This is a genomic window from Nocardia aegles (assembly GCF_052545135.1).
The window spans coordinates 521,137-535,106 of the sequence record NZ_JBQWRI010000003.1; the positions used below are offsets into that span (position 1 = coordinate 521,137).

12 protein-coding genes are annotated in these 13,970 nt (G+C 70.6%); 7 read left to right on the forward strand and 5 right to left on the reverse strand.

The window, feature by feature from the left end; genetic code table 11:
* Positions 1 to 6: 6 nt before the first annotated feature.
* Entirely contained in the window at positions 7 to 2,793 is a 2,787-nt protein-coding gene (locus ACT89H_RS12265) for a sacsin N-terminal ATP-binding-like domain-containing protein (protein WP_445108679.1), read from the reverse strand.
* Between the two features lie 44 nt (positions 2,794 to 2,837).
* The gene (locus ACT89H_RS12270) at positions 2,838 to 4,250 is read right to left on the reverse strand and encodes a DUF3027 domain-containing protein (RefSeq protein WP_445108680.1); all 1,413 of its coding nucleotides are present in this window, start codon (positions 4,248 to 4,250) and stop codon (positions 2,838 to 2,840) included.
* A 17-nt stretch (positions 4,251 to 4,267) separates the two neighbouring features.
* Here ACT89H_RS12270 and ACT89H_RS12275 point away from each other — a divergent pair, with 17 nt between their 5' ends.
* From ACT89H_RS12275 to ACT89H_RS12285, 3 genes are all read left to right on the forward strand, one after another.
* The gene (locus tag ACT89H_RS12275) at positions 4,268 to 5,041 is read left to right on the forward strand and encodes a glutaminyl-peptide cyclotransferase (protein ID WP_445108681.1); all 774 of its coding nucleotides are present in this window, start codon (positions 4,268 to 4,270) and stop codon (positions 5,039 to 5,041) included.
* Between the two features lie 91 nt (positions 5,042 to 5,132).
* A complete protein-coding gene (locus ACT89H_RS12280; protein WP_445108682.1) occupies positions 5,133 to 7,067 on the forward strand; it encodes an MFS transporter in 1,935 nt (644 codons plus the stop codon).
* On the forward strand, positions 7,064 to 7,645 hold the full coding sequence (locus ACT89H_RS12285; RefSeq protein WP_445108683.1) for a DUF2771 domain-containing protein: 582 nt from the start codon (positions 7,064 to 7,066) through the stop codon (positions 7,643 to 7,645). The genes ACT89H_RS12280 and ACT89H_RS12285 overlap by 4 nt, the downstream gene beginning before the upstream one ends.
* A gap of 252 nt (positions 7,646 to 7,897) precedes the next feature.
* Here the strand turns inward: ACT89H_RS12285 and ACT89H_RS12290 are convergent, their stop codons facing one another.
* Positions 7,898 to 8,317 (reverse strand): cold-shock protein, encoded by a 420-nt coding sequence (locus ACT89H_RS12290; RefSeq protein WP_445108902.1) that lies wholly within the window; start codon positions 8,315 to 8,317, stop codon positions 7,898 to 7,900.
* Positions 8,318 to 8,505: 188 nt separating this feature from the next.
* On the opposite strand from ACT89H_RS12290, the gene ACT89H_RS12295 reads away from it, so the two are divergent.
* On the forward strand, positions 8,506 to 8,748 hold the full coding sequence (locus ACT89H_RS12295) for a hypothetical protein (RefSeq protein ID WP_445108684.1): 243 nt from the start codon (positions 8,506 to 8,508) through the stop codon (positions 8,746 to 8,748).
* Positions 8,749 to 9,157: 409 nt separating this feature from the next.
* On the forward strand, positions 9,158 to 9,784 hold the full coding sequence (locus tag ACT89H_RS12300) for a resuscitation-promoting factor Rpf1 domain-containing protein (protein WP_445108685.1): 627 nt from the start codon (positions 9,158 to 9,160) through the stop codon (positions 9,782 to 9,784).
* An 83-nt stretch (positions 9,785 to 9,867) separates the two neighbouring features.
* Here ACT89H_RS12300 and ACT89H_RS12305 read toward each other — a convergent pair whose 3' ends face one another.
* Positions 9,868 to 10,056 (reverse strand): hypothetical protein, encoded by a 189-nt coding sequence (locus ACT89H_RS12305; RefSeq protein WP_039795086.1) that lies wholly within the window; start codon positions 10,054 to 10,056, stop codon positions 9,868 to 9,870.
* A 95-nt stretch (positions 10,057 to 10,151) separates the two neighbouring features.
* On the opposite strand from ACT89H_RS12305, the gene ACT89H_RS12310 reads away from it, so the two are divergent.
* Complete coding sequence (locus ACT89H_RS12310) at positions 10,152 to 12,446, forward strand: helicase-associated domain-containing protein (protein WP_445108686.1); 2,295 nt, start codon at positions 10,152 to 10,154, stop codon at positions 12,444 to 12,446.
* Here the strand turns inward: ACT89H_RS12310 and ACT89H_RS12315 are convergent, their stop codons facing one another.
* Positions 12,447 to 12,977: an LppU/SCO3897 family protein gene (locus tag ACT89H_RS12315; protein WP_445108687.1), complete on the reverse strand. Its 531-nt coding sequence runs from the start codon at positions 12,975 to 12,977 to the stop codon at positions 12,447 to 12,449.
* Positions 12,978 to 13,118: 141 nt separating this feature from the next.
* On the opposite strand from ACT89H_RS12315, the gene ACT89H_RS12320 reads away from it, so the two are divergent.
* Positions 13,119 to 13,967 carry a hypothetical protein gene (locus ACT89H_RS12320; RefSeq protein ID WP_445108688.1) on the forward strand — a complete coding sequence of 283 codons (849 nt, stop codon included), beginning with the start codon at positions 13,119 to 13,121 and terminating at the stop codon, positions 13,965 to 13,967.
* Positions 13,968 to 13,970 lie beyond the last annotated feature (3 nt).

The following is a 13,970-nucleotide window of genomic DNA, read 5'->3' on the forward strand; positions in this document are numbered from 1 at the left end:
CCGGACTCAGCCACGCGGCTGCGGCGCGCGCACGTGCACCGCCGAACCGGCCTGCCACCAGGGCACCGCGACCGTGGCCTCGATCGCACCGCTCAGCCGCACCGTCAGATCGTGGTGCACGACCAGCTCGCCCGCTCGCGGTGGCAGGTCGAACAGCTGCCGCAACACGATACCCAGTGGCTCCGCCGCCCAGGTCGTGCGACGGCCGGTGCTCACCACCTCGGCGGTGACGGCCTCGGACACCAGCGGCAGATCGAGTAGAGCCGCCAGAGACGAGGCCGTTTCGGTGTCGCCGGCCACCAACCGGTCCGGCGACACCACCAGGCCGAACCACGGTCGATCGAGGACGAACGCGTCTTCGGGATCGGCCACGGCCCCGGTGAGCGCGCGCACGCGATCGGGTGGTCGCAGGTCGGCGAGGTCGAGCAGGCCGGCGGCGACGGCGGCGCCCAAGCGGGCATGGGTGCGGGAAACGACGTCCGGCGAGGGTGTTCGCGCGGCGTCGGCGAGCGCCTCCAGCAAAGCGGCGGCCAACTCCACGGTAATCGTCTCGGGGTCGGCGAGAACAGCGCGGCAAGCGTCCGGGTCGACGCCGGCGAGGGTGAACGCCGGTAACAGCCCGTCGAAGTCGGCGTCGGCGGGATGGCGCAGAAGTCCCAGCGCAGTGCCGTCGACCCGGGCGTATCGGCGCAGCCACCATGCGGTGTAGCCGTCGGCGTCGGTGAGCAGGCGGCGGGTGCGCGGCGTCGCGGCCAACTGCCGCAACGCCTCCGGCCAGGCGGCATCATCGATCAGATCGAGGTCCCGTACGGCGACCAGCTCCGGCGGATCGTCCGACAGCGTGGACCACCAGTGTTCCTCGTCGTCCAGATCATGGTCCGGACCGGTCGGATCGGCCTCGGCGATCACACCGAAATCCCAGCCGACGCCGACAGCGCGCAGCGCGTCCGCGCCGTAGCGATCGACCAGTTCGGGATCGACCGTGCCGAACGGCGCGTCGGGCACGAGCAGCTCGCGCAGCGGCGCGCCCGGCAATAACAATTCGTCAGCGGGCCGCAATTCGCCTTCGGTATCCGGCAATTCGAGCAAACACAACCAGGAAGGCAGGGCTTCCCGGTCGGCGTGGGCGGCGAGACACAGGATGGCATCGGCGGTCTCGGGGTCGCCGGGACGGTCCTCCAGATCGGCGCGCAAGCCCGGGTCGGTCAGAAGATCCTCGGCGGTGGCCGACCGCGCGCCGAGCCGAGCCAGCAGGGGATGAGCGGCCTCCGGGTGCGCCAACCTGGCCCAATGCAGTGGAATCGCGAGGTCGAGCCGATCGCCCAGCACCACGGTGCGCGGGCCGGTGACGAGCCTGCCGTCGGCCAGCGGCACCGCCAGCGCGCCCAACTCCTCCGCCGCGAGCGGATCCACCACGAACGGTTCGAGCGCGGCGTAGAACGACCGCCACCAACTCGGTGGCCGCTGCAAACTCCCGGACAATTCCGCCAGCCGCGCCAATCCGAGCCGGTGTACATCCAGCACGCCCATGGCCTCGGTGTGCGCCCGCCCGGAGAGGTCCGGCAGCACGAGGGGACCCACCACGTCGCCGAGCAGGTCGGCCAGTTCCGCGGTCAGACCGGCGAAGACGTAGGCGCGGGTAGGGACGGCGATGTTCTGCTGGTGTGGGGGTAAGGCCGGATCCGATCCGACCCGGCTCGCGGCGAAGGGATCGGCTTCGGCGGCGTCTTTCCGGTGCGTGGCGACGACGGGCAGCCAAGGACTGGTCTGCAATTCCCGTAGCAGCGCTTCGCGGAGCAGGCCGTCGGCCTCGCTGCGAGCGAACCCGGGCGTCGGGACGAGCACGAGCCGGTCGCGCGGCGGCAGGGCGCGAGCGAAATCCGCGTAACCGTGTGCCAATTCGTCCAGCCGCGCGCCGGGCAGCAATCTGCGCCGATCCGGTTGCATCGGGATGTCGGCGATGAGCAAGGCGGGCAGGGACAGTTCCTCGTCCGACCTGGTCGGCGCCCGCAGCACGTCGGGGGCGGCGCCCACCGGCCTGCCGTCGCGCACCGGCAGCAGCCAGCGGGCGCGCGGCGCGCGGTATTGCCACCAGGTGCGCTGTTCACTGCCGGGGCCGTCAACGTAGACCTCGTGCATGCCGTCGCCCATATCCTCGGCACTGCTGACGAATTCGGCCGTGCCGATCCGGATGCGCTGCAGGGCGGGCAGTTCCAGCAGCAGATCGACGGCTTCGGCGCGCATCGCGGCCAGCACCGCGTCGGCGTCCACGTCCGCGCGCAGCCGCAGCACCACCTCGGTGTCCAGGCCATCCGCCGGTCGCGCATCGATCGGCCACGCCAACCGCAGCACCGGTGGGACGAATTCGCCCGCGCCGACAGCGGGTGGACGAACATCGTGGCGGCGCAGCGCGTCTCGGGTCTCGGTACGAGAGAACCGCAGCGATCCGGAGACCGAGCGCAGCTCGATGTCGTCGCTCACCGCGAGCACCGCGGTGAAACCGACACCGAATCGGCCGACGGTCTCGCCGTCGGACTTCCCCGACGCACGCAAGGCGGTGAGCGCGTGCACGCCGGAGACCTCCAGCGGCGCACCGGTATTTCCGACGTGCAGGTCACGGCCGTCCAGCCAGACCACGACGGCACCGGCCACGCCCGCCTTGCGCGCGGCGTCGGCGGCGTTCTGCGCCAACTCGGTCAGCAACCGGTCCCGGTAGCCCGCGCGCACCAAGTCGTTCTCGGTCGCGGCGTCCTCCCGCAACCGCGTCGGCGAATCCCGCCATGCGGCGAGCACCGCCGCGCGCAGCGCCGACGTGCCGAACGGATCGGCGGCCTCGCTCAGCTGCGCGGCGATGACTGGAACTCCGGCCGTGCCGCGGGATCCGGCCGGTCAGCGGTGCTCGACCCGGATCGCGCATCGGCGTCTTCGGTGTCGGCGTGCTCGGCGGTGGTTTCCGTCGCGCTCGCGGCGGCGGTGGGCTCGGCAAGCTTCGATTCGGACTCCGCCGCAACGGTGTCCCTCGCCACGCTCGGCTGGTCTGCGGCGGCCCTGGTATCCGCATCGACGGAAGGGGTCTCGTGGCCGGTCTGCGCCGCGGCGGACGGAACGCTCGATTCGGTGAACGCGGCGGCGGCATCTATTTCGCCGACCTCGGCGGCGCTTATCGCGACAGCCTCGGTCCCACCGAAGTCGGTAGCCGCCGCGCCGGCGGCGGGCTCGGCAGTGGTGTGTCCCTCCGCGGCGGTGGTGTTCCGCGCCGGCTCGTCACCCTCCGCGGTCGTGAGCCCCTCCCCGACGCCGGAATGCTCGCCACCGGGGACGCTCGCGACGGCGTCGCCGACCGAGACCGCGTCCTCGGCGACGGCGACATTCCCGGCGACCGCACCGCCTTCGGCGACGCCCGTATCGGCGCCAACCGCGACACTCTCGGCCGCGCCGTCCCGATCGCCCGCCTCGGCCGTCTGCGCGTCGTTCGCCTCCGGCGGGGTGCGGTGCGGCTCGTCCGTGTCGAGCGAGATCACGTCGATGGCGGCGTCGTCGTACGCCTCGTGCAGCGGCGACCCGCTGCCGGTGGGGATCTCGGTATCCGAATGCGCGCCGCAGCCGTAGGCGACGTGGACGACGCGCCCGTCGGCGCCCATGGCGTTGCCGCAGACACCGAACGCGGCGCGCAGCGCCCCGGCGAGCGGCAGATAGAAACCGCAGCTTCCGCAGGTGGCGGGCGCCGCCTTGGCCATCTCCGAGTCGGGTCCGTGTTCGGTGTACCACCGCTCGGCGGCCTCTTCGCGGCCTTCCCTGCTCATCACCTTGGTGCGGCCGAGACCGACCTCGAAGGCCACTTCGTCGACCACCGGATCGCCGGTCCCGACGTAGCCGGGCACCAGGCGCGGGTCGCCTGCGGGCGGGGCGAGCAGGTCGCCGGGGGCGAGGTCCCCGGGGCGGACGCGCTGCTCCCAGGGCACGAACTCGGGTGCGACCAGGGCATCGGGCCCGGGCAGCAATGCGGACTCGCTGACCGTCGCGTGGTCGGCGTCGGGCGGGGCGGCCACCACGACCGCCCACTGCCACCCGCGGTATCCGGGCAGTGTGGCCTCGAATCGGTGGGTCGCCGCACTCTCGTCCTCGGCGATCACGCCGAGGTGCGCACCGACAGCCGACGGTTCCAACTCCAGGAGCGCACGGCGGGCCACATCGACGGCATGGGCCAGAATCGGCCGCACGCCGGACTCCGAAACAGAAACTGCGCTCACGGCCTACATTTTGCCGTATGGAGCGCAATCGGCGTGCGTGGGCCATCAGTCTTCTGGTCGGTCTGCTCGTCTCGGGTGGATGCGGCGGCGTAGCGGACCCGACACCCAGGATGAACATCGAGGTGATCGCCACCCACCCGCACGATACGAAGGCGTTCACCCAGGGTTTGGAGGTCGACGGCGACGTGCTCTACGAGAGCACCGGCCTGGCCGGCGCGTCCGGCGTGCGCGCGTCCCGGCTGACGACCGGGGCGGAACTGGCCAGGGCCGAGTTGCCCGCCCCGTACTTCGGCGAGGGCATCACCGTCGCAGGCGGCACACTCTGGCAGCTGACCTGGCACGACGGCGTGGCCATCGCCCGGGACCCGGCGACTCTGGCCGAACGTGGCCGGGTGAGCTACGACGGCGAAGGCTGGGGTCTGTGCACCAGAAACGGGCGACTGGTGATGAGCGACGGCACCGACCGCCTCACCTTCCGTGATCCGGTCACCTTCACCCCTACCGGCTCGGTGGAACTGACCAGCCACAACGGCGCGCGCCTGAACGAACTCGAATGCGCCGCGGACGGGTCGGTCTACGCCAACGACTGGCCCACCGACACGATCCTGCGCATCGACCCCGACTCCGGAGCGGTGCTGGCGACCGCCGACGCCGCCGGTCTGCTCCCGGCGACCACGCGGGCAGACACCGACGCCCTCAACGGCATCGCCCAACTGCCCGGCACCGACCGGTTCCTGATCACCGGCAAGAACTGGCCGACCATGTTCGAGGTCCGCTTCGCGCCCGCCTGAGCGCGATCGCGGGCCGCGACGACGATCACATCCGCCGCCACCCCGCAGCGCGCGTGAACGCCCAGCACGAGAGTGCGCCAGAATTGAGGTCGTGACTACTCCCCGCGAACCTTCCGGTCCCGACCGTGATCGGCGGGAAGGCGAGGAGGTCCGGCCGTTCGATCGGCATCCCGGTTTCGACCGATATCCGCCACCCAACGCGCCGCGACGCCACAGGCCGCTGCCACCGCTCGGACCGGGATCCGGACGCGCCTCCGAGCGTCTCGATCAGCCGGGACCGCCGCCGAGCCAGCGCCGCGACGCGCCCCGGTCCGCGCAGCCTCCGCCGACCAAGCCTTTCTCACTCGGCCCCGACGCCGAGCAGCCGAGCAGTCCCGATCGCGCGACTCGGGACGTTCCCCCGCACCGTCCGCAGCAGCCCCGGTACGGTGAAACACCGGACCGCGCCGAACGCGACCACCCCGAGACCGCCGTCCACGATCAGGCGCCGCAGCGCGAGGACCCCGCGCCCTCCGGCCCGCGGCGAATGCCGCGCAAACTGACGGTTACCAGAGTTGCCGCCATGCGCGGCAGGGAGCTCACCGAGAAAGGCATCGCGACCTTCCAGCGCGCCGCCAAGGCCGACGGCGCGGACAAGTCCGGTCTCACGGCGCTCACCTACGCCACCATGGCGAACTTCGCTCTGGACGCCGCCATCGCGGTAGCGCTGGCGAACACCTTGTTCTTCGCCAGCGCCACCGCGGAGAGCAAGACGAAAGTCGCGTTGTACCTGCTGATCACGATCGCGCCGTTCGCGGTGATCGCTCCGCTGATCGGGCCGCTGCTCGATCGTCTGCAACGCGGCCGCCGCCTGGCGCTGGCGACGTCGTTCGCCGTGCGCGCGGTGGTCGCGGTAGTGCTGATCTTCCAATTCGACAGCTGGGCGCTGTATCCGCTCGCGCTGTGCATGATGATCGGCAGCAAATCGTTCGCCGTGCTCAAGAGCGCCGTCACGCCCCGGGTGCTGCCACCGGATATAGATCTGGTCCGCACGAACTCCCGCCTCACGGTGTTCGGACTGGTCGGCGGCACCATGGGCGCCGGGGCGCTGGCCGGGCTGGCCGCGGCGATCGCCGGCTCGCACGGCGCGCTGGTCTTCGCGGCGCTGATCGCCTGCGGGGGGACGTATCTGAGCTTGCGCATCCCCTCCTGGGTGGAAGTGACCGAGGGCGAGGTGCCCGCGACATTGAGCTATCACGGCGCCGACGAGCGCACCGAGGTGCTCACCTCCGCCGCGCAGTCGTCGGTCCCGCCACGCAGGCGCAGACAACCGCTCGGCCGCGCGGTGGTGACCGGGCTCTGGGGCAACAGCGCCATTCGCGTGCTGACCGGGTTCCTCACCTTCTACGTCGCGTTCGTCGCCAAGGCGACCGAGCACCGGCCGGTGCAGCAGGCCCTCATGCTCGGCGCGGTCGGCGCGGCCGCGGCGATCGGCAATTTCGCGGGCAACGCGACCGGCGCCCGGCTGAAGCTCGGCCGGCCCTCGCTGATCGTGCTCGGCTGTACGGCGGCGTGCGCGCTGGTGGCGCTGGTGGCGACGGTCGCGGACAACCTGCTCGGCGCGGCCGCCGCCGCCCTGGTCGCGTCGGCGACGAGCGCGCTGGCCAAGGTGTCGCTGGACGCGTCGATACAGGACGACCTGCCGCCGGAGTCGATCGCCTCCGGCTTCGGGCGGTCGGAGACCGTGCTACAGCTGAGCTGGGTCGTCGGCGGCGCGGCCGGTGTGCTGCTGCCGACCGACTACTGGAAGGGCTTCGCGGTGGTCACCGTGCTACTCGTGCTCGGCTTGGTGCAGACTTTCCTCAGCTTCCGAGGCCACTCACTGCTGCCCGGCCTCGGCGGCAACCGTCCCCAGCACGCGGAGCAAGAGGTGCCGACGACGCGACCGCACGGATATCCGGCGAGCGAACCACAGGCACAGGATCCGGCGCCGCGCGGCGGCGACACCACACGCTTTCAACAAGGGCAAGGAGACCCGATCTGGTGAGCAAGCTCAACGCACGCACGATCGCCGCGCTGGTCGCGACCGCCCTGCTCGTGCTCACCGTCGCCTTCGTCGGCGTGCTGACGGTGCTGGTCCGCGACGCCGAAAAGCCCGACGTCATCCTCACCGCCTACGCACACGGCAAAACGGTCGCGGTGCGGCCGTTCAGCTACTGCTCGGTGACCATGCAGGACTGCCGCATCCTGCCCGAGGACAACGCTCCCGGCACGGTGTTCACGACACTGAACTGTGGCCAGGACACGCCGGGCTGCCACCGTGGCCGCACCGTCGAACTGGAAGTGCCCGCCGGTTACCCACTGCAGCTGTCGCTTCCGAAGCAGGTCGCCGACGCGCCTTGGCTCGCACAGCTGGTCTATCTCTTGCCGAACGGCGAGAAAGTCGACCAAGTGATCAGCCGCAACGACTACCCGGACCGGGCCCTGGCTTTGACCATCGATTCGAAACCGGAGCCGGACCTGCGGCTGATCGGCGTCGAGTTCCAGCTGCCGATCCTCGCCCGCGACGAAACGGGACGTGAGTTCTACGTGCCACACGCCACCTGGTCGATAAGCACGGCGTAACAGCTTCGGGCGCAACGTTTTTCGTGGATTCCGCGGGCCGAAGGCGCCGGTGCGCGTCCGAGCACGCGACGCAGGCACGGGCGCCTCGGCCGAGACGGATCACGACACGCGAAACCTACTGCGGCACAGGTGGACCACCGGTGGACGGCCTACGAGTGATGGGCGTCGGAAGTCCGGCAGCCGCACTCGCGAGCGCCGTTCGTACCCGGAAGACCGACCGGACAACGGCGTCCACCCCGACGGCCGTCCGAATCAACGGTCCAGTTCGCGCGCGACCGCGCGGACGACCTCCGAGATGCGTTGCGCCGTCTTGCGGTCCGGGTACTTGCCCTTGCGCAGGTCCGGCTGCACCTTCGCCTCGAGCAAGGTGATCATGTCCTCGACCATGCCGTGCAGCTCGTCCGGCGTATGCTTGCGCGCGACAGGCTCCTTGCGCGCGTTGCGTTCCTGGCCCTGCCGGACCGAGGGCGGCGCCTCGAGCAGCTTGAGGCTCAGCGCCTGGGGGCCGCGACGGCCCGCGGCCATGCCGAATTCGACGCGCTGGCCGGGCTTGAGGCCCTCGACGCCCTGGGGCAGCGCGGACGAGCGCACGTAGACGTCCTCACCCTCGTCCTGGGAAAGGAAGCCGAAGCCCTTTTCGACGTCGTACCACTTCACCCTGCCGGTCGGCACTGCGCTCACCCGTTCGTCATTCGAAAACTCGGACCCCTACGGCCCGAGCACATCCGTCTATCGAGCCGGTCGCGGACCGGCTTCTTTCCTGTGCGAAAAGAACGCGCCCAGCAGGATTGCAGGACGCGATTCCTGTCGAGTCTACCCCGGTGCGAATAACGCAAGCACATCAGTTTTACCGTCGAGCCGTGACGAATCCTTCCGCTCCGACCCCATCCGGCGGCGCCCCCCGGCGGCGTGGCGACTGGTTGCTCCAGCTAGCGCTCGCCGTGTTCGCGCTGGGATTGCTGGCCATCGTCGCCATTTTCGCGATCCCTTTGCTGACCGACGGCGAGCCGGGGCTGTGGCTCTATTTCGGAGCGATGCTCGCGCCGCTGGGGTTCGTGCTCGCACTGGTGTTCGCGTTGCGCTCGGGCCGCCGGTCGCGCTGAACCGGACGGCTCACCTCGATCCAGCCCGGGACCGGTTACCCGTCGCGATAACCAGCCACCCAGGGATGTGATCCTCGTCACATTACGACTAGGTCACGGAGTGGTGACGACCAGCGGCCGAGCCGACCGCAACTCCTCTAGCTGCGCGAAAGCTTCCTCCCAGGCCGATATCGCATCGAGACCCGCTGGTACACACCGGTTACCAAATAGTGATTTTTCTCGAGGTTCGTCGTACGGTCTTATCCAGCCGGGGCAACCCCCGGCGACCACCGGCCCGCCGCACCGAGCCTCGCCCCGCGGGTACCGGACCCCCGACGGAAACGTAGGGGCGAGGGCGGAACGGACGACCTCTCAGTCCGAACCAGAACCGAAGACGTCGCAGGTGCGTCGAGAGGAAGACGAACCCGATATGAGTGGACGCCATCGCAAGCCGAGCTCGACCGGACGTACGGTAGCCAAGGTTGCCGTGACCGGGGCCATCATCGGTACCGCCGGTGTGGCCTTCGCAGGCAACGCCAGCGCGGCACCCGACTCCGACTGGGATCAACTCGCTCAGTGCGAGGCCGGCGGCAACTGGGGCATCAACACCGGCAACGGTTTCCAGGGCGGGCTGCAGTTCTCGCCGAGCACCTGGCGCGCCCACGGCGGCCAGGAATACGCCGCCAGCGCCAACCAGGCCACCCGTGAACAGCAGATCGCGGTCGCCGAGAAGGTGCTCGCCTCGCAGGGCTGGGGCGCGTGGCCCTCCTGCTCCTCGAAGCTGGGCCTGAGCAGCGCACCCAGCCAGCGCTCCGCGCCCGCCACGGCCGAAACCCCGCGCTGGAACCCGGCGCCACAAGCCGCTCAGGCCGCGCCTACGGACACCCAGCAGATCTTCTCGGCTGTCGACCGCGCTCTCGAGGTCGTGCAGAGCCAGGGCGTCCAGGTACCCAAGGAAGCTCTCGACTTCTTCAACGCCGCCAAGTCCAGCGGAGTCACCCTCGACCCCGCGATCGTGAACTTCTACGAGGCGAACAAGGGTCTGCTCCCCTCCTGACCCGAACGCTTCCGCAAGAAGGGCCCCGCATCAACGTGGATGCGGGGCCCTTCTCCGTAGCCGAGAACGTTCTGGTCGCGCGCTCAGCGGTTGATCACCGTGTTCGGGTGCATGTAGGGCAACTGCTCAGCCGGGACCGGGAACTCGGTGTCCTCACCGTAAGGCGAGAGACCACCGGAGCGGGCCGAAGAGAGCTCGGTGACCGCGTGGTCACCGTCGGCGACCTTCGGCCAGCCGTTGTCGACATAGGATTTCTTCGATTTGTTCACCACGGCCCCATGCTAGCCCGGCCGGTTGCCTCGGATGCGCCGCAGCCCGTACCGCTGGACGTCGGCGGGCGATCGCCCGGCATCGTAGGCTGGATCGGATGACCGCGACCGACTCCCTTGCCGGATGGCTCGGTGCCCGCAGTGATGCCCAGCTCGTGACGCTGTTGCAGCTTCGGCCCGACCTGGCCGTACCGCTGCCTTCCGCCATGGCCGTGCTCGCCGCCCGCGTCGAACAGCGCGCGTCGGTGCTGCGCGCCACGGAGGACTTGAACACCCTCGAATTCGCCATTGTGGAAACCCTTGCGATGCACGGGGTGACGAGCACCGAGGGCGGCCCGCTGCGCCGCGCCGAGTTGCATGTGCAATTGAGCGAACGGGTCCCCGCCTGCGCGATCGACGAGGCGTTGGAGCGGCTGACCGCTCGCGCGCTGATCTGGATCGACGCCGAGCAGGGACTGCACTTGATTCCGGCGGCCGCCGAAGCATTGCCGTGGCCGATGGGCACCGCGACCGAGATCCCCGACGCGCTCACCGAGCCCGAGGTGGTCGCGGCGCTTCCCGAGCTGTCGCCCGCCGAAAGGTCCCTGTTGGACAAGCTGGCCGCGACGGGGCCGCGTGGCCGCACCAAGGACGCCGCACCGGGCACCGCGGCCGACCGGCCGATCCAGCGACTGCTGGCGCGCAGGCTGCTGCACTGGATCGACGACGAGACCGTCGAGCTTCCCGTCACCGTCGGCCAGGTGCTGCGGCGGGAGCCGGTCACGCACCCGCACGCTCTGACGCCGCCGCAACCGGAGACCGCGAAACACACGCCGGCCGACGTGAACGCGGTCGCGGCGGGCGAGGTCGGCGAGCTGCTGCGACACTGCGCGGCCGTGCTCGAGGTGCTCGGCCAAGCCCCGGCTCCCGCCCTGCGCGCAGGCGGCCTGGGTGTGCGTGAGCTGCGCCGCATCGCCAAGCAGACCGGTGTCGACGAGCCGCGGGCGGGATTGCTGGTCGAGTTGCTGGCGGCGGCCAAATTGCTCGAGAAGGGTTTGCCGGACCCGCCGCCGGACTTCGAGACGACCGACGACTTCTGGGCGCCGACACCGCTGGTGGATGCCTGGCTCGAAGCGCCACTCGCACGGCGCTGGGCCACCCTCGGACTCACCTGGCTCGAATTGGATCGAATGCCGTGGATGATCGGCATGCGCGACGCCAACGACAAGCCGCTGGCCTCGTTGTCGCTGGAACTGCGCACCCCGACCGCGCCGCGCGACCGGCGCGCGATCCTCGGCCTGCTCGCGGAATACCCCTCCGGCACGGCGCTGGCCCCGGCCGATATCGGCAGGGTGCTGGCCTGGCGGCAGCCACGCAGGCGCAGGAACTTCCGTCCGGAGGTGGTCGAACAGACGCTGGCCGAGGCGGCGGCACTCGGGTTGATCGGCCGCGGCGCGCTCGGCTCGGCAGCGCGGGCGCTGCTGCACGCGGCGTCCACCAGTGTGGCCGACGCCGAGGCCGAGATGGAGGCGGCGCTGCCGGAGCCGGTGGACCACGTGCTGGTGCAAGCGGACCTCACGGTGATCGCACCCGGTCCGTTGACCTCCGACCTCCAGCGTCGGGTCGCTCTCGTCGCCGACGTCGAATCCGCGGGCGCCGCAACGGTGTACCGGATCGGGGAATCCTCGGTGCGGCGCGCGTTGGACGCCGGGCTGACGGCGGCCGAGCTGCACGCGCTGTTCGCCGCGCATTCCCGCACGCCGATCCCGCAGGCGCTGACGTACCTGATCGATGACGTGGCCCGGCGCCACGGCCAGTTGCGCGCGGGCATGGCGCAGTCGTTCATCCGCAGCGACGACCCGGCGCTACTGGCCCAAGTGCTGTCCGCGCCGGTGGCGAGCGCGCTGGCGCTGCGATCCATCGCGCCTACCGTCGCCATCGCCCAAGCGCCGCTGGGCGAACTGCTCGAACAACTGCGCGCGGCCGGCTTCGCGCCCGCCGGTGAGGACTCGACCGGCGCGATCGTCGATCTGCGGCCGCGGGGTGCGCGGATCTCGGTGCGGCCCGCCGCGCGGCAGCCGTATCGGCCGACACCGCCCAGCACCGAACAGCTCGAGCTGCTCGTCACCGAACTGCGTGCGGGCGAACGCGCCGCCAGTGTGCGGTCCGGTCAAGCGGTGCGCACGGACGGCACCCGGACCAATACCGCCGCAACCCTCGCCCTGCTGCAGCTCGCGGCGCGGGTGCGGCGGTCGGTGAATATCGGCTACGTCGACGCCCAAGGGGTCGCCACCCAGCGGGTGGTAGAGCCGTTGAAGGTGGGCAATGGCCAGCTGGACGCGCTGGACCCGGTCACCGGCGCGGTCCGGCACTTCACGCTGCACCGGATCGCGTCGGTCGCCCTGCTGGAATGATCAGCCCTTGGGCTTGGCCGTGCAGAAGGTGACCTTGGGGTCCGTTTCGATGAGGCGGAAACCGTCGGCGTCCTGATCGCACAGCAATTCGTCGGCCTTGCCGTCGATCCGCTTCAGCACCTTGAAGGTGGCCTCCGAGGAGCCGCAGTCGACGTGCTTGTATCCGGTCGTGCCGCTCTCGTTGTAGCAGCTGCCTTCCTTGAAGTTCGGCGCCAGGCACAGGAAGGCGGTGGTACCGCCGCCCAGGGTCTCCTCGTAGGAGGTGTAGTCGGCGGCGCAGTCGGTTTTCTTGTCGTAGGATTGCGCGACCTTGTACACGGCCTTGTCCGACGAGCAGTCGACCGGTTCGGTCTTGGAATCCACCGCCGAGCCCTGGATGACGTTGATGCAGTCGCCGACCTTGGCCTTGGCGGTGTCCGACTTGCCCGCGTCCTGGATCAACGAACAGCCGGCCACCGTGACCACCACCGCGGCCACCGCGACGACGGCGAGCACGATCCGTGCCAGCAGTCTCGTTCCTGGAACCTTCACCTGAAAACCTCTCTCACCGAACACGTTCACGGGCTCGTGAACGCGGTGAGGATACCCGCACCACTCGAGCGGCCGCATCGGACGCTGGCCCGGTGCGCGGAAGGTGTCTTCACCCGAGACCCGTCGTTACGCTTGGGCAGTATGGCGGTCGATGATGTCGCGCGCGACCTGTACGGGCTGGCGCCCGCGGAGTTCGTCGCGGCGCGTGCCGATCGGGTGGCCGCCGCGAAGCAGTCGGGTGACAAGCAACTGGCGGCCGCGATCGGCAAGCTGCGCAAACCCACCCTGACCGCGTGGGCGGCGAACCTGCTGTCCAGATCGGCGCCCGACGACGTGGCCGCCCTGCTGCGGCTGGCCGCGGCGCTGGCCGCCGCACAGCGGAAACTCTCGGCCGCACAGCTGCGCGACCTGACCGCGCAGCGCCGGCAACTGGTCAACGCCCTCGCCGAGAAGGCGGGCGCGCTCGCCGCCGAACACGGGCATCCGGTCGGCGAGAACGTCGTCCGGGAGATCGGCCAGACCTTGACGGCGGCACTCGCCGACCCGGAGGTGGCCGACCGGCTGCGCGCCGGAACCCTCGTCACGGCGGCGAACTACGAAGGCTTCGGGCCGAGTGGACCGGGGCTGCTCGCGGTGCCCGAACCGGCCGCGCGCTCCGGCCGAGCGGCCGCGCGCCCGCAGCCGCACGACGAGCAGCAGCCGGACGACAGTGCGCGCCGGGAACTGGCGGAGTCCCTGGCTGCGCTCGAAACCGCCCGCGCCGAGGAGGATTCGGCGCGAGCCGCGCTCGAGGAAGCGACCGAAGAATTGTCCTCGGCCGAGGAACGCGTCGCCACGCTGCGCGACGAACTCGCGCGGGCCGAACAGCAGCGGCAGTTCCGCAAGTCGGCCGAGCGATCGGCCGAGGACGAACTGCACGCGACGCGTCGTCAGGTGGAGCGAGCCGAACGCAGGCTGGCGAAGGCACGGCAACGCGCCGGGAACGACTGACCG

What these genes read in the sequence shown, in the direction of transcription:
- ACT89H_RS12275 (WP_445108681.1), top strand. Translation starts at nt 4,268, where the DNA reads ATGGAGCGCAATCGGCGTGCGTGGGCCATCAGTCTTCTGGTCGGTCTG.
- ACT89H_RS12300 (WP_445108685.1), top strand. Translation starts at nt 9,158, where the DNA reads ATGAGTGGACGCCATCGCAAGCCGAGCTCGACCGGACGTACGGTAGCC.
- ACT89H_RS12310 (WP_445108686.1), top strand. Translation starts at nt 10,152, where the DNA reads ATGACCGCGACCGACTCCCTTGCCGGATGGCTCGGTGCCCGCAGTGAT.
- ACT89H_RS12320 (WP_445108688.1), top strand. Translation starts at nt 13,119, where the DNA reads ATGGCGGTCGATGATGTCGCGCGCGACCTGTACGGGCTGGCGCCCGCG.